Origin of the sequence: Cellulomonas taurus, from assembly GCF_012931845.1 — a bacterium.
In the GTDB taxonomy this organism is placed as follows: Bacteria; Actinomycetota; Actinomycetes; order Actinomycetales; family Cellulomonadaceae; genus Cellulomonas; species Cellulomonas taurus.
The window spans coordinates 3,303,202-3,321,816 of record NZ_CP051884.1; the positions used below are offsets into that span (position 1 = coordinate 3,303,202).

The following is an 18,615-nucleotide window of genomic DNA, read 5'->3' on the forward strand; positions in this document are numbered from 1 at the left end:
GCTGTGCGCTCCCTGAGCGTGCGCCCGAGACTCAGCCGCCCCTGGAAGGTTCCACCGTGCGACCCCTGCTCCGTGCCGTGCCCGCTGTCATCGCCCTCGCCCTGGTCGTCACCGGGTGCAGTTCCTCCGGCGGCACCAAGAAGGACGACCCCCGCGACCGGTCGACCACCAGCTCCCAGCAGTCCTCGGCTGCCGAGGACGAGCCGGAGGACACCACGCTGGACACCAAGTACGACGTGCAGCCGGTGGACTTCGGTGCGGCCGGCGACGTGACCGGCCCCGGTGCGACCCTGCCCTTCGGCACTCCCGCCTGGCTGAACCAAACCGAGACCTTCGGCGACCAGGAGGTCAGCGGGGGCGTCGGCGTCGCGGTGCTGGAGATCCGCGAGCTGGACAAGTCGATCTACAAGCAGTTCAGCAACGCCGAGGAGTTCGAGCAGTACACCCCCTACGCGGTGATCACCCAGCACCAGTGGCTGTACGACACCCCCGAGGGCTACGACCCAACCACGGTGGACCTGTTCCCGATCGCCGCCGACGGCACCGACACCCAGTACCTGACCAGCGGCTTCTCCTTCAACAGCCCCGGCGACAACTGCGGCCTGCTGCTGCCGGAGTACGACGAGGCGACCCGCACCGCGATCAGCTGCTTCGTGGCGCTGGCCGACGGCACCCCGGTGACCGCGGCGGAGTACAACGGCGAGTCGTACTCCTCGTTCATCGCGTCCTCGGACAACCCGTACTTCCCGGCGCCGATCACCTGGCAGTGAGCTGACCCGAACGCCCCGGACCGCCTGATGCGGTCCGGGGCGTTCGCGTGTCCGGGTTCGGGACGAGGTCAGTCGGCGAGGTTGTCCGAGAGGATGTCGAGCACCTGGGCATGTGCCTCGGTCGCCTGCGTGCCGCGTCGGGCGGCGACGATGCTGACCAACGACTCGACCAGCACCGCCAGCGCGGTCCGGGAGGTGCGTTCCAGCTCGTGCCGGAAGGTGGTCCCGGCGGGGGCGATCACCAGCTCCGCGTCGGCCAGTTCCCCCAGCGGCGAGTCCCGGAACGAGGTCACGGCCACCACGGTCGCACCCCCGGCCCGGGCGGCACGGGCCACCTTGAGGCTGGACTCGTTCGCGCCGGAGCCGGAGATCACCACGCAGGCATCCCCCGGGGTCAGGCCGCGGGCGGCGATCTGCTGGCCGATCGCGTCCGCCACGAAGTCGGCCGTGCGGCCCACCGCGGTCAGGCGCATCGCCATGTCGGTGGCCAGCGGCGCCGACAGTCCGTTGGCGAGCACCAGCAGTCGTCGTGCCCCGGCCAGGGTCTGCACCGCCTGCTCCACGGCGTCCTCGGCCAGCACCGCGGTGATCTGCGGCAGGGACGCGGCCAGCGCGGCGATGTCGGCCCGGATCCGGCCCAGCGCGGAGGACCCGTAGTCGACCTGCTCGTCCCGGTGCGCCAGCTCGGCGGCCAGCGCCACCCGCAGCTGGGGGTACCCCTTGTAGCCGATCGACTGGCAGGCCCGGACCACGGATGCCCGCCCGACCCCGACCAGGTCGGCGACCTCCTGCGCGGTGGCCTCGACCACCCGCTCCGGCTCGGCCAGCACCAGCTCCAGTACCCGACGCTCGGTGGGTTGCAGGCTCGGCAGGGCGGTGGCGATCCGGACGGTGGGCGGGGCGGCGGTCTCAGGGCTGGACGGCACGGGCGCGCGCTCCTTCCATGATCCGGCGACGCAGCGCACCGGAGACGGCGTCAATGGCGACGGTCACCACGACCACCACGATCAGCAGGACTCCCACCACCGACCACTGCCGGTACTGGGTGTAGGAGGTGAGCATGTCACCGATGCCGCCGACCCCGATCAAGCCGAGCACCGCGGAGGAGCGCACGTTGATCTCGAACCGGTACAGCCAGAACGCCAGGAACTCCGGCAGTGCCTGCGGCCACACCCCCCAGCGCAGCACCTCCATCCCGTTGCCCCCGGCGGCGCGCACCGCCTCCACCGGGCCGCGGTCGATCCCCTCGATCGACTCGTAGCCCCACTTGCCCAGGGTGCCGACGCCGTTCACCGCGAGCGCCAGGGCACCGGTCAGCGGGGTCAGTCCGGTCACCGACAGGATCACGATCGCGATGATGATCTCCGGCACCGCGCGGATCACGCTGAACCCGAACCGCAGCATCCCCCGCACCGGGGCCGGGGCGTGGCCGCGCGCCGACCACAGGCTGAGCGGCGTGGCGATCAGCACGCCGAGCACGGTGCCCAGCCAGGCCATCGCCACCGACCGCCAGGTCTGCCACAGCGCCTCGGGCAGCTTCGACCACTCCGGGCCGCTGAACATCAGCCACAGGTAGCGCACCACCTCGGACGGCAGGTCGGCGAGCCGGGTCCACGTGATCGGCACCGACCAGAAGGCCAGCAGCACCACGACGGTGATCCCGATGCCGAGCAGTCGCAGCGGCAGCCGGGTCGGCCGGGCCGGCAGCACGAGCGCGCTCACACCAGCCTCCGGCGGACGGCGCTGCTGATCAGGTCGATGACCAGGACCACGGCGAGGATCTCCAAGATGATGAGGGACAGCTGGTCGTAGCGGTAGAACGAGCGGACCGCGTCGATCAGCAGCCCCATCCCGCCCGCGCCGACCAGCCCGAGCACCGACGATGCCCGGACGTTGAGTTCGAGGACGTACAGCAGCTGGTTCAGGAAGCCGGGCATCATCTCCGGCACCGCGACCGCACGGTTCACCTGGGTCTGGCTGCCACCGGCGGCCCGACCCGCCTCCAGGGCGCCGGTGTCCATCGCCTCCAGCTGCTCGGAGACCAGCTTCACGATGATGCCGAGGTCGAACAGGACCAGCGCGATGATGCCGGGCAGCGCGCCGACCCCGACCATCGCGACCAGGACGGCGGCGTAGAGCAGGTCCGGCACCGCTCGCACGATGTTCAGCACGGCGCGCACGATCCGCCGCGTCACCGGGTGCGGGTTGGTGGTCCGCGCCGCCCACAGGCTCAGCGGCACCGACACCAGCCCGGCCACCGCGGTGGCGATCACCGCCATCTGCAGGGTCTCCAGCAGCGGGGCGACCGTCCGGGGGAAGAACGACCAGTCGGGTTGCAGCAGCTTGACGATCTTGTCGGCACCGTTCTGCCAGTTGCGCACCATCGCCCCGAGGTCGACCTCCACCCCGATGCCGGGCAGCAGGGTGACCACGGTGATCGCCAGCACGACCAGCGCCGCGGCGTAGCCCTTCCACCGGGTCGCCGGTCGGGGCGGGAGCTGGGCGAGGGTGCTCATGCGCCGAGCACGTCGTCAGGCCGGATCGAGCGACCGTAGATGTCCTCGAAGACCGTGTCCGTGGCGTCGGCCGCCGGTCCGTCGTAGACCACTGTGCCGCCGCGCAGGCCGATCAGCCGGGTGCCGTACTCCCGGGCGAGGTCGAGCAGGTGCAGGTTGACCAGCACCGTGATCCCCAGGTCCCGGTTGATCCGGCGCAGGTCGGCCATCACCCCGTGGGCGGTGGGCGGGTCCAGGCTGGCGACCGGCTCGTCGGCCAGCACCGCGCGCGGCTGTTGCGCCAGGGCTCGGGCGATGGCCACCCGCTGCTGCTGGCCACCGGACAGGTGCGCCGCCCGGTGCCAGGCGCGGTCCAGCATGCCGACCCGGTCCAGCGCGTCGGCGGCGATCGCCTTGTCCTCGGCGGTGAAGAGCCCGGCCAGCGTGCGCCAGGTCGGGGTGTGGGCGACCCGGCCGACCAGCACGTTGGACAGCACCGAGGCCCGCCCCGCCAGATTGAAGGACTGGAAGATCATCCCGATGTCGCCGCGCAGCGCCCGCAGCGCCCGGCCCCGGGCCGCGGTCAGATCGTGACCGCCCACCTCCACGGTGCCGGAGGTCACCGGCACCAGACCGTTCAGCGTCCGGATCATCGTGGACTTGCCGGAGCCGGACAGCCCGACCACCGCGACCATCTCACCGGCGCCGATCTCCAGGCTGACCCGGTCCAGGCCGACGACGCCGTTCGGGTAGCGGACCGTCACCTCGTGCAGTCGCAGCGGCCACGGGGCGGGCGCCGCAGCACCCACCCCGGGGGCCGCCGCAGCGGTTGTCGACGTCACTGGAGGCCGAGCTTCTCCGCCGCGCGGGCGACGACGTCCAGGCTGTCCGGGTCGGCCGGGGCGAGCTTGGTGATCGAGTAGATCGACTCCAGCACCGCCGAACCCTCGGCCGACTCCGAGTAGGACCGCAGCGCCTCGGTGATCCGGTCCTGCAGCTCCGGCGACAGGTCGTCGGTGAGGGCCACGCCGTCGTTCGGGATCTCCTCGGTCAGGGCGAAGACCACCACCTTCTGGCCCACGTCCGGGGTGTCCGAGGCGACGATGGTGCGGGCGTCCCAGAACGAGAGGCCGACCTCGGCGTCACCGTTGTAGACCGCGAGCACCGAGGCGTCGTTCGCGGTCACCGGCACCTGCTGGATGTCGGTGTCGGTGTCCAGACCGGCCTCCTGCAGGGCCAGGATCGGGTAGATGTACCCGGCCGGCGACGCGGGGCCGAGCACGGAGACCTTGGCGCCCTTGACCTTGGTGATCGAGTCCAGACCGGCCGGACCGGACATCGCGTCGGCGCCGTTGCAGAACAGCATGCCGTCCCGCTCGACCGGCTCGTCCTCGCAGTACTTGTCCGGGTTGTTGGTCATGAACTGCGCCGGGTAGGAGATGTTCCCGTTGCGCTCGGTCTGCAGCACCACCGAGGCGTCGTACATGTCGTTCGCCTGCCACAACTGGAGCGAGGGCAGGAAGCCGATCTGCGCCTGACCGGCACCCATCGCCTCGACGGCTGCCTGGTAGTCCTTGGAGACCACCCCGGTGACCTCGATGCCGAGCTCCTCGGTCAGGTAGTCGGTCAGCGGCGCGGCGGTGTCCACCAGGCCGTCCTGGTCCTGCGACGGCACCAGCGCCAGCGTGAGGCTGGTCGGATCGGCGGGCGCGTCGTCGGTGCTCGCGGCGTCGGCGGAGCCGGAACAGGCGGACAGGGCCAGAGCCGCGGTGGCGAACAGCGCGGCGGCGGAGAGTGCGTGGGTCTGCTTCATCGCGTGAGTCCTTCAACGAGTGACGACTGCACCCAGGTGCGGATCGCCGGGAACAGGGACGGCAGGTCCGGACCGACATGGGTCGGCCGGGCTTCCGGTGGTGGGCACCGGGAGATCAGGGCGGTGGTGTGACCGCGGGCGGCGACCGGCGCCAGGTCGTTCACCCACACATCGCCGACGGAGAGCACCCGGACCGGACCGGCCGGGGCGACCCGCAGGGAGTCGAGCAGGGTGTCCATGCCACCGGGCTTGCCGACCTCCGGGGCGATCCGGTCGATCAGCCCGCCGAGCCCGATGCCGCGCAGCGCCTCACGCAGGCGGATGTCCGGGGCATTGGTGGCCAGCACGATCGTCGCGTCCGGCCGCAGCTCGGCCAGCAGCTCCGCCAGTCCCGGCGGCGCGCTGATCGGCGCCTGGTCGGTGGCCAGTGCGTGCCGGGACGCCAGGTACGCGGCCGAGAGGGCATGCGGTCCGACCCCGTGCTCCTCGGCGAGCATCCGCACCAGGTCGTAGCCGTCCAACGGAGCCCGGTCCTGGTCGACGGCCGCCAGCCCGGCATCGAGCTGCCGCAGGACGGCCTTCCGGTCGGCAGCGGGCAACAGGGCCACCGCCGCCTGGGCATAGGCACGCACCGGACCGTCACCGACGGCGACGGTGCCGTCGAAGTCGAGCAGGAGCAGAGTGTCGGAGCGGGACACGGGTCACCATTCGTGGTCGGGTCGTCTGGACGCACCGTCCACGCTAGGGATTGATGGTGGACGGAATGACCCCATGCGGTGAACGCCGGACGAACACTCCGTTCACCCGGCCGCCCTACCGTCGACCCGTGCCCATCGACCCGCACTCCCTCGCCGACCAGATCCGCCAGGACGCCGCCGACGGCACCTTCACGCACTGGGGCCGCTCCACCCTGCTGGACGAGAACACCGGCACCCCGATGCTCGACGCCGCCACCCTCGCCCTGCTGCAACAGTGGGCCGGACTTCCGGTGGAGCACCCGATCACCAACGCCGGACTCGCCCACGTCTACGGGTACCTGCTCTCCACCGCCGAGACCCCGTACGGCCGCAAACGCGACCGGTGGCTCGACGGCTCGCTCGCCACCGCCCTCGGCCTACCGCCCGACCACTTCCTGCCCTGGCACCGGCCCGACGCGCGCACCCTCGCCCAGCGGGTCACCGACGCGGTGCTGCCCGTGCTGGCCGCACCGCCCGCTGACGCACTGCTGGTGCGGGAGGACTCGGGGACGGGGTTGCGGACGGTGGTGACCGGCGGGGGTGCGCTGGTGTACGGGTGGGCGGGGCGGGCGGTGACGGCGTTTCCGGTGGGGACGGATGCGGGGCGGATCGCGGAGTTGCGGGGGATGCCGGACGGGGCGCGGTACAACGCGGTGTGTGAGTGAGTGGGCGCTCCGTCCGCGGATGACTCACTCCCGCACGTAGATCATCAGCCGGCGCTCGCGGATCCCGGCGAGCGCGATCCCGGCACCGAGCATCGCCGCCACCAGGCTCGGCAGGATCACACGCAGCGCGAGCACGATCGAGGCCGTCATCCCCTCCGGAGGTCCGACCGCCGCCGCGATCACCGCGCAGGACGACGCCAGCAGTCCGGACGGCACCACCCACGACGCCACCTCCCCGCCGACGATCCCGATCAGCGCCGCCGCCGTCACCCCGTCGTGCAGCAGCCCAGCGATGACGGCGCGGCGGGAGCGGACCGAGAGGAACCCGATCACCAGGGCCACGCCGCTCGACAACCACGGCGCGAACCGGGTCAGCCGTCCGTCGAAGACCGTCCCGCCGTCGAATCGAGCACCGAGCGTCGTGTTCAGTTGGGAGACGACCGCGGGCGACTCCTGGTCACGCCCCTCCCCCGGCAGCAGGGTGGTCCGGAGCACCGACCCGATGGTGGTGGGCACGGGCCAGGTCGACACCCAGCACTCGTCGAAGGCTCCCCAGGGGCTGACCGGCAGCAGCGCGGCGTAGCCGTAGCCGGGTCGCCGACCGTCCGACGGCCACCCGTAGGTGGCGGTCACCTCGACACTGCCGGTGTTCAACGACAGGGTGGAACCGATCGGCGTGCCGAGGGCGTCGACAGCTTGGTCGGACAGCACCACCCCGGCGGCAGGGGTCCGCTCGATGCCCAGCACCGCGAGCAGCCCCGGCGTCACCTCGGTGGTCGGGATCGTCGTTCGGGGCAGCGCGGCGGGCGCAAGTGGGTCCGGAGCGGCGCGGATCGCACCGGCGGCGACCACCTGATCCAGGTCGGCGAGCGCTGCGCACGCGGCACCGTCCACCCGGCCCGGTGCGGCCAGCGTCAGGACCGCCGCACCGGCGTCCCGGTAGGCGGCGGCCGCGCGTACCGCCTGGCGCACCGCGGCGACCTCGCCGGCCGCGAGACCGATGAGCAGGGCGGTCAGAGCGACCGCGGTCAGCACCGTTCTGGCCGCCCCGGTGGCGACGTCGCGCCGGACTTCGCGGCAGATCGCCGACCAGCGCATCCCCCCGGCAGAGCCCTGACCGCGGGTCATGTCCACCCCACGCGCTCGGTGAGGTCGATCAGGTCGGTGCACGCGGCCCGGGTGTCGTCGTCGTGCGTCGCGATCACCACCACGGTGTGGGGTGGCCGTAGCCGGGTCAGCACCTGGTTGACCTCGGCCGCACGCGTGCGGTCGAGCTGCGCCGTGGGTTCGTCGACCAGGAGCAGTCCGGGTCGGGCCGCGAGACCGCGGGCGAGCATCAGCCGTTGCGCCTCACCACCGGACAGCCGCCGGAACTCCCGACCGGCTGCGGCCGTCAGTCCGACCTGGTGCAGGAGTTCGGCCGCGGCGACCTCTGCGTCCCGGACCCCGGCGCCGGTGGCGAGCAGCGGCCACGTCACGTGGTCCAACGCGCTCCGCCGTGGTGAGCCGTGCGGGCTCTGGAACACCCAGGCGATCCGGCCGGTGACGGCGGTCGTGCTGGTGCCCTCTGCCGGGGGGGTCCAGCCGGCCAGGATCGACAGCAGGGTCGACTTCCCGGCGCCGGAGGGTCCGGTGACGGCGTAGGACCGCCCCGGTTCCAGGTCCACGGTCAGCCCGCGGAACAGCCACGGCCCGCCGTCGAAGCGATGGCCCAGATCGCGCAGGATCACGGGCACGGCACGCCCTCGGGAGCCGACAGCCGGACCGACGTCGGCAACCTGTCGTCGAAGGTGACCAATGACTGTCCCAGGTCCGAGGACACCAACCGCACCGGTATGGCGCGTCCGTCCCCGAACACGCACGCCCGGTCATCGAGCACGCCGAAGACAGCCCCGGGCGGCACCGCGCTCACTTGCATCGGCTCCGCCAGCCGCCAGCTGCCGGTCAGCGGATCCGACGTCGACCCCACCGGCAGGGCATCCACCGGCTGGTCGATGTCCACCGTCAGGCCGTCGGTCATCGCCAGTGCCACGCCATTCACCGTCAGCACCCGCGGCCCGGCGACGGCATCGGGCGGTGTGGTGGTCAGAACTACCGACCGCACTGCTCCCTGGACCTCTCCCATCGACTGGCCAGCAGTGACCGTCTCGCCACGATCCACGTCGCAGGACGCCAGGTGCACCGCGGGGGCCGGCAACCAGAACACCGCGTCGACCGGCACCGTGGTCCCGGACTCGGTGCCGGGCACTGCCGCGCCGCGCACGGTGGCGAATGCCTGGATGGTGGACCGGCCGACCACACCGTCCACGGCGATCTCGGCGCCCAGGTCCACGAGCGCCTGTTGCAGGGCCGTCACGTCATCCCCGCTGTCGCCCACCGCGAGGTCGCGCCACAACGGCAGCGAGGTCGCGAGGTTCAGCAACCCGCGACCGTCCACCGCGAGGGACGACGCCCCCGAGAGCAGTTCGACGCCGGCGCCGCACTGCCATGCGGTGACGCGACCCTCGGTCGGTACCGTCAGGGTCGTGGCGTCGGCTCGCTCCACGGCGACCTCGACCGTCCTGGCATCGTCGAAGCTGCGTGCGCTCGGAGCCACGTCCTCGATCGCCACGGGCTCCGCCAGGACGTCGGGTCGCGCGGCCTGGGTGACGACGACCCCCGCCGCCGCACCGATCGCCGCCACCGTCAGCATCGACCCGACGAGCACGGGCGCCCGGGACGTCACCCGAACAGTCCGAGGGGGTCGGCGTTGCAGGCGTCGAAGGCGACCTGCCCGGCGGCAGCGCTCACCGTGTAAGGCAGGGCCCCGTCGTCGGCCTCGAACCAGGCGGCGTAGTCGTCCGTGGTGAAGGACGGCGGCACGACGTCGCTGCGCACCAGGCAAGCAGCCATGATCTCCGCCTCGTCGAGGTGCTGCGGGTTCCGGGTGGTCTGCTCGTAGAGGTAATCGATGTCGCCGAGGTGCTCGGTGTCGCAGGCGCCCACCAGATCCTGCACGTGGGCGTCGTCCACCTCGGCCGATCCCACGTCCAGCGTGTATCCGCCGTCGTCCGCCCAGGTCACCGTGTAACCGACGTCGGCGAGGCATGCGGCGAACCCGTCCCGGACCTGGGAGTACTCCAGCTCGGAGACGATCCCGTCCGACAGCATCTGCCGCTGCTCGGTGGTGCCGGCGGTGCGATAGGCCTGCGCGAACGCGTCGGCCCAGGGCCCGGTGAAGGTCGGGGTCGAGGGATCGTCACTCCCCACGACCACCACGTGACCCTCGGCGTGCTGCGCGCACCCTGCCGTCGCAACCAGGAGGGCGATCCCCAGCGCGGCGCACGTCGCCTGTCTGATCGGCACGGGTCAGACCTGGTGCTTGACGCCGTACGTCGTGTACTGGGTGCACACGCCCTGACTCGAGGTGCGACCCATGGCCGCCTTGTTGCCGTACGTGTACTTGTTGTTGTACCGACTGTACGACTGGATCTTGTAGTTGCACTTGGAATTCTTGGCGCTGTACGCGCCGTAGGTCCCGCACACGCCGGTGTCCGCCTCGGCCGCAGTCGGCGACCCGGCGATCCCGACGATACTCAGGGACCCAGCCAGCGCGAGCGTGGACAACAGCCTCATCGATGACATCTTCATGGTCATGGACCATAACCGCCCGAACGCCGCGATGTGGCCGTTCCGAGAAACGTGGCGAAAATAGCGCTTAAGGCGATTTGTGCATTTACTTCCCGGTCGCCTTCCGCAACGTCACGAAGGACACCACCGCCGCCCCCACCGCCACCACGATCCCGACCAGCGACGCCCGCTGCATCCCCAGGTCGAAGGCGGCCCTGGCCGACTCCAGCAGCCCGTCCGCCACGGACGGGTCCAGCTCCCCGGCGACCCGGACCGCTCCGGCCAGCGTCTCGGCGGCGGCGTGCGCCTGATCGGCGGTGACGCTCGTGGGGACGACCACCCCGGCTCGGTAGGTGGCGTTGAGCACCGAGCCGAGGACGGCGACGCCGAGGGTGGCACCCAGTTCGTAGGCGGTCTCGGACACGGCGGAGGCGGAGCCGGCCTTCTCCGGGGGGACGGACGCGACGATCTCGTCGTTGGTCAGCGTCTCCGCGAGGCCGACGCCGAGCGCCATCACCACGAAGGCGACCGCGATGGTGGTGACGGTGGGGTCGGTGCCCACCCGGCTGGCCAGCAGGTAGCCGAGGGCGGCGAGCAGGAAGGACCCGCCGATCAGGACGCTGGGCCGCACCCAGCGGATCAGCTTCACCGCCAGCAGCCCGGCGACCACGGAGGCGACCAGCCCGGGCAGGAGCACCAGCCCGGCGTCCATCGGCGACAGGCCGAGCACCAGCTGCAGGAACTGGGAGACGACCACCAGCAGGCCGTTGAAGCCCATGATGGACAGCAGATTCGCCGACACCGCGCCGGAGAAGCTGGCCCGGCGGAACAGGGTGACGTCGAGCATCGGGAACGGCAGCCGCCGCTGACGACGGACGAACACCCAGCCCGCGACCAGACCGATCGCCACCCCGGCGAAGGTCCGCCCGGTGACGCCGCGCTCGCCGATCTCGATGATGGCGTGCACCAGCGGCAGCATGGTGACCAGGGACAGCACGATGCTCGGCACGTCGATCGGGCCGGGGTGCGGGTCGCGGGACTCCGGCACCAGCCAGAGCGCCAGCGGGATGAGCACCAGCAGCAGCGGGGTGTTCAGCAGGAACACCGACCCCCACCAGAAGTGGGTGAGCAGGAAGCCGCCGACGATGGGGCCCAGCGCACCACCGGCCGCGAAGCCCGCCGCCCAGATCGCGATGGCGAGCCGCCGCCGCGCCCGGTCGGTGAACAGGTTCCGCAGCAGGGACAGGGTGGAGGGCATCAGGGTCGCGCCGAACACGCCCAGCAGCGCCCGGGCGGCGATCAGCAGCTCCGGGGTCGGCGACCACGCGGCCAGCAGGGAGACCAGCGCGAAGCCGGTGGCACCGATCAGCAACAGGCGCCGACGGCCGATCCGGTCGCCGAGCGAGCCCATCGGCACCAGCAGTCCGGCCAGCATCAGCGGATACGCGTCGACGATCCAGAGCAGTTGCCCGCCGGTGGCACCGAGTGCCGTCGTGATCGCGGGCAACGCGAAGCTCAGCACGGTGTTGTCCACCGAGATCAACAGGACCGGCAGCATCAGGACGGCGAGCGCCGCCCACTGACGGGTGGCGGTCGCCTTCGGCGGGGCGAGGAGCGCGGACATGCGGGTGGTGCCTTTCGGACGACGGCGGTGATGGTCGCGCTCTGCCTCCTCGGGGCGGCTCTCGACCACCGCTACTGTACCGTCCAGACGGTACAGTAATCGACCGATACGGTGGTGACATGGCCGACACCGCGAGCACCCGCGACCGCCTGCTGGATGCCTTCGAGCAGGTGCTGATCGCCCACGGCAGCCGGGCCGCGACCCTGGACGCGGTGGCGGCGGCGGCCGGGGTGTCCAAGGGCGGGCTGCTCTACCACTTCAAGAACAAGGCGGCGCTGGAGGCCGGGCAGCACGCGCGCCTGCGCGCGCTGGGCGAGGCCGACATCGCGGCGATGCGTGCCGCCCCGGAGGGTGCCGCCGAGTACTACCTGGCCGAGTCCGTCTCATCCGGGGGCGCGCTGGACCGCGCGCTGATCGCCTCCGCACGACTGGCCGAGGACGCCGGCGAACAGGACACCGTCCTCGACGACCTGCGGGCGGCCTGGTACGACGTGCTGCTGGCCGAGCTCGGTGACCCGGCGCTGGCGCACGTGATCCAGCTGATCGGCGACGGGATGTACTACAACGCGGTGGCCGGCAGCCGGGACGAGGGTGCCCTGGAGCACGCCAGGGAGATCCTGTCCCGACTGCGCGGGTGACCGCTCAGATCCGCACGCGGCGCGGGTTGCTCACCGTCGACCAGTGCGACTCCTCCGTGCCCTGGGCACCGTCCTGCTCGATCGTCGTCTCGTCCATCACACGCCCCCCTTGCTGACTCCGAGTTGGGCGACCAGTCTGGGCAGCACCGAGGCCGCGCGCATCCGGAATCGGTGAACACCGTGTAAAAACCTGGGACCCACACGAATCCGGTGTGCGCCGGGCACGATGGAGGACCGATGACTGCACACCCGGACACCACCAGCTCCCCGTACGCCGACTCCGCGGACCGCGTGCTGCTCGACCTCGGTGTCACCGCGGACGGCCTGACCGACGACGCCGCCCGCGAGCGCCTGACCCGCTCCGGCCCGAATCGCCTGCCGACCCCACCGCGCCCCGGGGTGATCCGTCGACTGCTCGGGCACTTCGACGACATCCTGATCTACATCCTGCTGGCGTCGGCAGTGCTCAAGGCGATCCTCGGCGACTGGATCGACTTCACCGTGATCCTCGCGGTGGCGGTGATCAACGGCGTGGTCGGCTTCGTCCAGGAGGGGCAGGCCGAGAAGGCGCTCGACGGCATCAAGACCATGCTGTCGCTGGATGCCCAGGCGCGCCGCGACGGTCAGTGGCGGGTGGTCGACGCCGAGACCCTGGTGCCCGGTGACGTGATCCGGGTCCGGTCCGGCGATCGGGTCCCGGCGGACGTCCGGCTGCTCTCCGCGACGAACCTGCAGGTGGACGAGGCGGCCCTCACCGGCGAGTCGGTCCCGGCGGCCAAGGACCCGCGGGCGGTGGACTCCCGGGCCGGGATCGGCGATCGGTCGTCGATGCTCTACTCCGGCACGCTGGTCGCCACCGGCACCGGGACCGGCGTGGTGGTCAGCACCGGCGCCGACACCGAGATCGGCCGCATCCAGGCCCTGGTCGCGGGGGTGAACCATCTGGACACCCCGCTCACCCGGCAGCTGGCGGCCTTCGGCCGGGCGCTGTCCATCGGCATCCTGGTGATGGCGGCGGTGATGCTGGTGATCGGCCGGGTGGTGCACGACTTCGAGCTGCCGGACCTGGTGTCGGCGGCGATCGGCTTCGCGGTGGCCGCGGTGCCGGAGGGCCTGCCCGCGCTGGTCACGGTGACCCTGGCGCTGGGCGTGCAGCAGATGGCGCGGCGGAACGCGATCACCCGGAAGCTCACCTCGGTGGAGGCGCTGGGTTCGGTCACCACGATCTGCTCGGACAAGACCGGCACCCTGACCACGAACGAGATGACCGTCCGCTCGGTGGTGACCGCCGCCGGCGAGTACGCGGCGCACGGCCTGGGCTACGCCCCCGAGGGGCACCTGACCCGCGGCGACGCGACCGTCGACCCCGCGGCGCTGCCCGACCTGCGACGACTGATCCAGGCCGCCGGGGCGTGCAACGACGCCCGGGTGGTCCGGGACGACGACGGGCAGTGGACGGTCGTCGGCCAGCCCACCGAGGGCGCGGTCGCCACCCTGACCCGCAAGGCCGGGGTCGACCTGACCGAGGTGCGACGGCTGGCGGTGCTGCCCTTCGAGTCGGCGACCAAGTACATGGCGACCCTGGACGACCAGGGATCCGAGCGTCTGATCCGCGCCGTCGGCGCCCCGGACCGTCTGCTCGACCGCTGCACGCACCAGCTGGCGGCGGACGGCGGGATCGAACCGCTGGACCGCGCCCACTGGGAGGCGGTGATCGACGACCTGGCGAGCCAGGGACTGCGCACCCTGTCGGCCGCCGAGCTGGCGGCGCCGGGGCAGGAGACCCTCGACCCGGAGGACCTCACCGAGCTGGTGTTCCTGGGTGTGCTCGGCATCGTCGACCCCCCGCGACCCGAGGCGGTGCAGGCGATCGCCGACTGCCACCGGGCCGGGATCCGGGTCAAGATGATCACCGGCGACCACGTCGGCACCGCGACCGCCATCGCCCGGGAGCTGGGCATCCTGCCCGCCGACGGTGACCCGGACACCGTGCAGGCTCTCACCGGCGCCGAGCTGGAGGCGATGACCGGGGACCAGCTCAGCGCCCGGGTCCGGGAGGTCGACGTCTACGCGCGCACCAGCCCGGAGCACAAGCTGCGGATCGTGCGCGCGCTGCAGGGCCACGGGGAGGTGGTGGCGATGACCGGTGACGGCGTGAACGACGCCCCCGCGCTGACCCGGGCCGATGTCGGCATCGCGATGGGCATCAAGGGCACCGAGGCCACCAAGGAGGCCGCCGAGATCGTCCTCGCCGACGACAACTTCGCCACCATCGAGCGGGCGGTGGAGGAGGGTCGGCGGATCTACGACAACATCCGCAAGTCGGTGGTCTTCCTGCTGCCGACCAACGGTGCCCAGTCGCTGGTGATCCTGGTGGCGGTGCTGTTCGGGCTGTCCCTGCCGCTGGCACCGGTGCAGATCCTGTGGGTCAACCTGGTCACGGCGATCACGCTGTCCCTGGCGCTGGCCTACGAGCCGGCCGAGCCGGGGGTGATGAGCCGGCCACCGCGCAAGCCCGGCGGGTCGGTGCTGTCCCGCGACTCGTTCACCGAGGTGATCACCGCCTCGCTGCTGATCGGTGGCGCCACGCTGGTGGTCTACCTGGTCGAGCGCGCCGCTGGGTCACCGAATGCCGTCGCGCAGACCGCCGCGGTCACCATGCTGGCGCTCGGCCAGCTGGCCTACCTGTTCTCCTGCCGGTTCCTGAACAGCAGCAGCCTGACCGTCCGGGTGCTGCGCGGGAACCCGGTGGTGTGGTGGGCGACCGGTGCCCTGCTGGCGTTCCAGCTGTTGTTCACCTACGCGCCGTTCATGCACAGCTGGTTCGACTCCGCCCCGATCGGAGCCCGGCAGTGGGCGTTCACCGCCGGGCTCGCGATCGTGATCTTCCTGCTGGTCGAGGGGGTCAAGGCCCTCGACCGCCGGCGGGGTCGGTAGACGGTCGAGAGGCAGTCAGTAGGTCGAGGCGACCGACCAGAACTCCTCGCCCGGCTTCTGCACCAGGCGGTAGTCGAAGAACGAGCCGTCGGCGAAGGTCATCCGCACCACCGGCACACCGCCCTGCGCCTTCTTCCCGGTGTCGACGATGCTCGCCACCTGCTCGCGCGGCACGGTGGCCAACAGCTCGCCCGGCGTGTGGTTCATGGTCAGGCCGAGGTCCCAGACCGTCATCGACCGGGCACCCAGCACCAGCACGTGCGGGCCGTCCGCCAGCGGCAGTCGGCGGGCGACCCCGTCCTCGTCGCCACCGATGTGCCGGGCACCCGAGACAGCGTTCTCCACCGCCGAGGTCGCCGCGTTCAGCACCCGGCCGGAGACGCTCAGACCACCGCCGCCGCCACGCTCGTAGGCGCTCGGGATCACCCCGGTCGCCGCGAGGACGTCGTCACCCGGCGGCAGCTGACCGGCCAACGCGGTGCTCAGGTCGACCTCGGGACCGGTGAACATCTCCTTGTAGCGCTGCCACAGACCCATCGCGGGTGCACGTCCTCTCGGCTGAGGCCGGCTGGGCGCGCGGACCGATTCCGCGCTGGGTGTCACCGCAGGTCCGGCCGCGCCCAGCCTGGCACGCCGGGTCAGATCGTCGCCACCGACCCGGAGTCGACCCGGTAGTTGGACCCGTTCACGAAGCTGGCCCGCTCGGACACCAGGAACGCGATCACGGCGGCGACCTCCTCCGGGCGACCACGGCGCTTGAGCTCCATGAACGGACGCTCCTCGTCCAGGAAGGATGCGATCGCCTCGTCCCGGTCGGTGCCGCGCTCCTCGGCGCGCGCGTCCATCATGGCGTCGGTCATCGGGGTCTCGATGAAGGCGGGCGACACCGCGTTCACCAGCACCCCGTCGCTGGCGTAGGACTTGGACAGTCCCTTGGTCAGGGAGAGGATCGCGGCCTTGGCGGCGCAGTAGGGCAGCTCGTCGGCATAGGGCTGCACCCCGTCCTCGGATGCCAGCAGCACGATCCGGCCCCAACCGGATTCCCGCATCCCGGGCAGTGCCGCCCGGACCACCCGGACCGCGGCGAGCAGGTCGACGTCCAGGGTGTGCGCCCAGTCGTCGTCGGTCAGGTCGTGGAACAGCCCCTGGGCCCCGGTGATGCCGGCGGAGTGCACCAGGATGTCCGGCGCGCCGAACGTCTCCCGGGCCCGGGTGAACAGGGCGGCGACGGCGACCGGGTCGGTGAGGTCGGCCGCCACCGGGAGCAGCCGGTCGGATCCGGCGGCCAGTTCCTCGACCGCGGCGGCGAGGGCGTCCTCCTTCTGGTCGGTCAGGACCACCCGGACCCCCTCGTCCAGCAGCTGGCGGGCGGTGGCGAGGCCGATGCCGGAGTCGCCGCCGGTGATGAGGGCGACGCGGTCGGTGATGCCCAGGTCCATTCAGTCCTCCGGTGTCTCGGTGAAGGTGAGAGCCGCCTGCACCAGGGCGAGGTGGCTCAGTGCCTGGGGCAGGTTGCCCAGGAAGTCTCCGGTCCGGGCGTCGATCATCTCCGGCCAGATGCCGACGTCGTTCGCCTGGGCCAGCAGGTCATCCATCCACTCCCGGGCCTCGTCCACCCGACCGACCAGTGCCATCGCCGCGACCCCCCAGAACGCGCAGGCGACGAAGCTGCCTTCCTCCTGCGGCATCCCGGTGTAACGGTGCAACAGCGGCCCGGTGCCCAGCTCGGTGCGCAGGGCGTCGATGGTGCGGCTCATCCGCTGCCCGGTGTCGAAGCCGCTGCGGGCGTGCAGCAGGATCGACGCGTCCAGGGCATCCGCGCCGGGGTACATCAGATAGGCGCCGCGCTCCTCCGACCAGCAGTGCTCACGCACCCAGTCGGCGATCCGCTCCGCCTCGGCCGCCCAGCGCTCGGCATTGCCGGGGATCTGCCCCTGTTCGGCCAGGTGCACGGCGCAGCGCAGTGCCTGCCAGCAGCCCAGCTTGGAGGTGGTGTAGTGCCGTTCCTCGGTCAGCTCCCACATCCCGGCGTCCGGGCGGTGCCAGGCGTCGGCTGCCTGGTCGGCGATCCCGGCCAGCAGTCGACCGGTGTCGGCGTCCAGCAGGTTCCCGGCGTCGACATACCCACGCACCACCGCGAGCAGGTCGCCGTAGATCCCCAGTTGCAGCTGCCCGTCGGCCCGGTTGCCGGTGAGCACCGGACCGATCCCGCGCCAGCCCGGTGCCAGCGCCTCCTCCTGGCCCTCCGGCAGTCGACCGTCGAGGGTGAAGAAGACCCGCATCCCGTGCTCGCGCAGGGTGCGCAGCACCCAGGCGGTGGCAGCGTGTACCTCTTCGCGCAGGCCGAAGCCGATCCACGCGTCCAGGGTGTAGGCCGCGTCCCGGACCCAGGCGTAGCGGTAGTCCCAGTTCTTGCCGCCGGCCAGCGACTCCGGCACCGAGGTGGTGGCGGCCGCGGCGATGGCGCCGGTCGGGGCGTGCAGCAGGAGCTTCAGGGTGAGGGCCGAGCGCTGCACCGCCTTGCCCCAGGGTCCGTCGTAGTGGAACTCCCGGGTCCAGGCACGCCAGTTGTCGGCGGTGCGGTCCAGGCCACGGTCGGCGTCGTCGGGATCAGGCAGGAACACCGGTTCGCCCGCCGTCGCCGCCAGCACCAGGAGGTGCCGACTGGCCGGGGTGGCGGTGAAGCTGCCGGACACCGACTGCCCCTCCGGCACCACCGTCATGTCGCCGGCGGTCCGCACCCCGACAGTCACCCCGTCGTCGTGCAGCACCAGTCCGTGCACGGTGTCCTGGACCCAGGGCGACGCGGTGCCCAGCACGGTGCCGGGCCGGACCCGCCAGGCCATCGGCACCGTGCCGCGCAGCCCCTCGATCCGGCGCGCCAGCTCGCTCCACGGCAGTCGACCGGCGGTGCCGGTGTTCATCGCATCGGTGATCCGCACCTCGCCGTCGTCGGTGACGAAGGTGGTGGCCAGCACGTTGGTGCCGACCAGGTACTCCCGGCGCACCTGGAACGGCACGGTGGGAGCCAGTTCCACCTGGCCACCGTTCTCCGCGTCGACCAGGGCGGCGAACACCGGCGGGGTGTCCAGGTCCGGCAGCGGCAGCCAGTCGACCCGGCCGTCGTCGGCGACCAGCGCCACGGTGCGACCGTCACCGAGGGCGGCGTAGGTCCGCAGTGGCGCGTAGCCGTCGATCCGGGCACACGGTTCCCGCAGATCCTCGGAGGCCGCGTGCCCTGAGCCTTCGCGGGCGTGGTCGGCGTCGCCGTCCAGGTGTCCGAGGCCGTCCGTCATCGTCGTGCTGCCGTGTGCATCGGGCCATCGT

The 18,615-nt window shown here is 71.9% G+C and carries 19 protein-coding genes; 4 read left to right on the forward strand and 15 right to left on the reverse strand.

What is annotated here, in order from left to right; translation table 11 throughout:
- The first annotated feature begins 56 nt into the window (after window positions 1–56).
- A complete protein-coding gene (locus tag HGK68_RS15305; protein ID WP_169166738.1) occupies window positions 57–770 on the forward strand; it encodes a hypothetical protein in 714 nt (237 codons plus the stop codon).
- A 68-nt stretch (window positions 771–838) separates the two neighbouring features.
- On the opposite strand, the gene HGK68_RS15310 is transcribed toward HGK68_RS15305, so the two are convergent.
- From HGK68_RS15310 to HGK68_RS15335, 6 genes are read right to left on the reverse strand one after another with little or no spacing between them, the layout of a single operon-like run.
- Window positions 839–1,696, reverse strand: a complete 858-nt coding sequence (locus tag HGK68_RS15310) for a MurR/RpiR family transcriptional regulator (protein ID WP_169166739.1) — start codon at window positions 1,694–1,696, stop codon at window positions 839–841.
- Window positions 1,680–2,492 carry a phosphonate ABC transporter, permease protein PhnE gene (gene phnE / locus HGK68_RS15315; protein WP_169166740.1) on the reverse strand — a complete coding sequence of 271 codons (813 nt, stop codon included), beginning with the start codon at window positions 2,490–2,492 and terminating at the stop codon, window positions 1,680–1,682. The genes HGK68_RS15310 and phnE (HGK68_RS15315) overlap by 17 nt, the downstream gene beginning before the upstream one ends.
- Window positions 2,489–3,286, reverse strand: coding sequence for a phosphonate ABC transporter, permease protein PhnE (gene phnE / locus HGK68_RS15320; protein WP_169166741.1), 798 nt, complete (start codon window positions 3,284–3,286; stop codon window positions 2,489–2,491). Before phnE (HGK68_RS15320) ends, phnE (HGK68_RS15315) begins: the two co-directional genes overlap by 4 nt.
- Window positions 3,283–4,107 (reverse strand): phosphonate ABC transporter ATP-binding protein, encoded by an 825-nt coding sequence (phnC, locus tag HGK68_RS15325; RefSeq protein WP_169166742.1) that lies wholly within the window; start codon window positions 4,105–4,107, stop codon window positions 3,283–3,285. Before phnC ends, phnE (HGK68_RS15320) begins: the two co-directional genes overlap by 4 nt.
- Window positions 4,104–5,078, reverse strand: a complete 975-nt coding sequence (locus tag HGK68_RS15330) for a phosphate/phosphite/phosphonate ABC transporter substrate-binding protein (RefSeq protein WP_169166743.1) — start codon at window positions 5,076–5,078, stop codon at window positions 4,104–4,106. The genes phnC and HGK68_RS15330 overlap by 4 nt, the downstream gene beginning before the upstream one ends.
- Entirely contained in the window at window positions 5,075–5,776 is a 702-nt protein-coding gene (locus HGK68_RS15335; RefSeq protein WP_169166744.1) for an HAD family hydrolase, read from the reverse strand. Before HGK68_RS15335 ends, HGK68_RS15330 begins: the two co-directional genes overlap by 4 nt.
- A gap of 128 nt (window positions 5,777–5,904) precedes the next feature.
- Here HGK68_RS15335 and HGK68_RS15340 point away from each other — a divergent pair, with 128 nt between their 5' ends.
- Entirely contained in the window at window positions 5,905–6,480 is a 576-nt protein-coding gene (locus HGK68_RS15340; RefSeq protein ID WP_169166745.1) for an amino acid deaminase, read from the forward strand.
- Window positions 6,481–6,504: 24 nt separating this feature from the next.
- On the opposite strand, the gene HGK68_RS15345 is transcribed toward HGK68_RS15340, so the two are convergent.
- The 6 genes from HGK68_RS15345 to HGK68_RS15370 all read right to left on the reverse strand — a co-directional run bounded on the left by HGK68_RS15345 (window position 6,505) and on the right by HGK68_RS15370 (window position 11,713).
- Entirely contained in the window at window positions 6,505–7,608 is a 1,104-nt protein-coding gene (locus HGK68_RS15345) for a hypothetical protein (RefSeq protein WP_169166746.1), read from the reverse strand.
- Window positions 7,605–8,216 (reverse strand): ATP-binding cassette domain-containing protein, encoded by a 612-nt coding sequence (locus tag HGK68_RS15350; protein ID WP_169166747.1) that lies wholly within the window; start codon window positions 8,214–8,216, stop codon window positions 7,605–7,607. Before HGK68_RS15350 ends, HGK68_RS15345 begins: the two co-directional genes overlap by 4 nt.
- Window positions 8,207–9,205 (reverse strand): peptidoglycan-binding domain-containing protein, encoded by a 999-nt coding sequence (locus HGK68_RS15355; RefSeq protein WP_169166748.1) that lies wholly within the window; start codon window positions 9,203–9,205, stop codon window positions 8,207–8,209. The genes HGK68_RS15350 and HGK68_RS15355 overlap by 10 nt, the downstream gene beginning before the upstream one ends.
- The gene (locus tag HGK68_RS15360; protein WP_169166749.1) at window positions 9,202–9,735 is read right to left on the reverse strand and encodes a hypothetical protein; all 534 of its coding nucleotides are present in this window, start codon (window positions 9,733–9,735) and stop codon (window positions 9,202–9,204) included. The genes HGK68_RS15355 and HGK68_RS15360 overlap by 4 nt, the downstream gene beginning before the upstream one ends.
- A 93-nt stretch (window positions 9,736–9,828) precedes the next feature.
- Entirely contained in the window at window positions 9,829–10,095 is a 267-nt protein-coding gene (locus HGK68_RS15365; RefSeq protein WP_169166750.1) for a hypothetical protein, read from the reverse strand.
- Between the two features lie 100 nt (window positions 10,096–10,195).
- The gene (locus tag HGK68_RS15370) at window positions 10,196–11,713 is read right to left on the reverse strand and encodes an MFS transporter (RefSeq protein ID WP_169166751.1); all 1,518 of its coding nucleotides are present in this window, start codon (window positions 11,711–11,713) and stop codon (window positions 10,196–10,198) included.
- A 119-nt stretch (window positions 11,714–11,832) separates the two neighbouring features.
- On the opposite strand from HGK68_RS15370, the gene HGK68_RS15375 reads away from it, so the two are divergent.
- Together HGK68_RS15375 and HGK68_RS15380 are read left to right on the forward strand one after the other, a co-directional pair.
- The gene (locus HGK68_RS15375; protein ID WP_169166752.1) at window positions 11,833–12,351 is read left to right on the forward strand and encodes a TetR family transcriptional regulator; all 519 of its coding nucleotides are present in this window, start codon (window positions 11,833–11,835) and stop codon (window positions 12,349–12,351) included.
- Between the two features lie 237 nt (window positions 12,352–12,588).
- Window positions 12,589–15,288, forward strand: coding sequence for a cation-translocating P-type ATPase (locus tag HGK68_RS15380; RefSeq protein WP_169166753.1), 2,700 nt, complete (start codon window positions 12,589–12,591; stop codon window positions 15,286–15,288).
- A gap of 15 nt (window positions 15,289–15,303) precedes the next feature.
- Here HGK68_RS15380 and HGK68_RS15385 read toward each other — a convergent pair whose 3' ends face one another.
- From HGK68_RS15385 to HGK68_RS15395, 3 genes are all read right to left on the reverse strand, one after another.
- Window positions 15,304–15,825: a hypothetical protein gene (locus tag HGK68_RS15385; protein WP_169166754.1), complete on the reverse strand. Its 522-nt coding sequence runs from the start codon at window positions 15,823–15,825 to the stop codon at window positions 15,304–15,306.
- A gap of 101 nt (window positions 15,826–15,926) precedes the next feature.
- Window positions 15,927–16,727, reverse strand: coding sequence for an SDR family NAD(P)-dependent oxidoreductase (locus HGK68_RS15390; RefSeq protein WP_169166755.1), 801 nt, complete (start codon window positions 16,725–16,727; stop codon window positions 15,927–15,929).
- The gene (locus HGK68_RS15395) at window positions 16,728–18,584 is read right to left on the reverse strand and encodes a glycoside hydrolase family 15 protein (RefSeq protein ID WP_169166756.1); all 1,857 of its coding nucleotides are present in this window, start codon (window positions 18,582–18,584) and stop codon (window positions 16,728–16,730) included. It abuts the gene before it with no gap.
- Window positions 18,585–18,615: the final 31 nt, after the last annotated feature.

Coding starts and splice junctions, on each gene's coding strand:
- HGK68_RS15375 (WP_169166752.1), top strand. CDS start 11,833: ATGGCCGACACCGCGAGCACCCGCGACCGCCTGCTGGATGCCTTCGAG.
- HGK68_RS15345 (WP_169166746.1), bottom strand. CDS start 7,608: ATGACCCGCGGTCAGGGCTCTGCCGGGGGGATGCGCTGGTCGGCGATC.
- HGK68_RS15330 (WP_169166743.1), bottom strand. CDS start 5,078: ATGAAGCAGACCCACGCACTCTCCGCCGCCGCGCTGTTCGCCACCGCG.
- HGK68_RS15370 (WP_169166751.1), bottom strand. CDS start 11,713: ATGTCCGCGCTCCTCGCCCCGCCGAAGGCGACCGCCACCCGTCAGTGG.
- HGK68_RS15365 (WP_169166750.1), bottom strand. CDS start 10,095: ATGAGGCTGTTGTCCACGCTCGCGCTGGCTGGGTCCCTGAGTATCGTC.
- phnE (WP_169166741.1), bottom strand. CDS start 3,286: ATGAGCACCCTCGCCCAGCTCCCGCCCCGACCGGCGACCCGGTGGAAG.
- HGK68_RS15390 (WP_169166755.1), bottom strand. CDS start 16,727: ATGGACCTGGGCATCACCGACCGCGTCGCCCTCATCACCGGCGGCGAC.
- HGK68_RS15385 (WP_169166754.1), bottom strand. CDS start 15,825: ATGGGTCTGTGGCAGCGCTACAAGGAGATGTTCACCGGTCCCGAGGTC.
- HGK68_RS15395 (WP_169166756.1), bottom strand. CDS start 18,584: ATGACGGACGGCCTCGGACACCTGGACGGCGACGCCGACCACGCCCGC.
- HGK68_RS15380 (WP_169166753.1), top strand. CDS start 12,589: ATGACTGCACACCCGGACACCACCAGCTCCCCGTACGCCGACTCCGCG.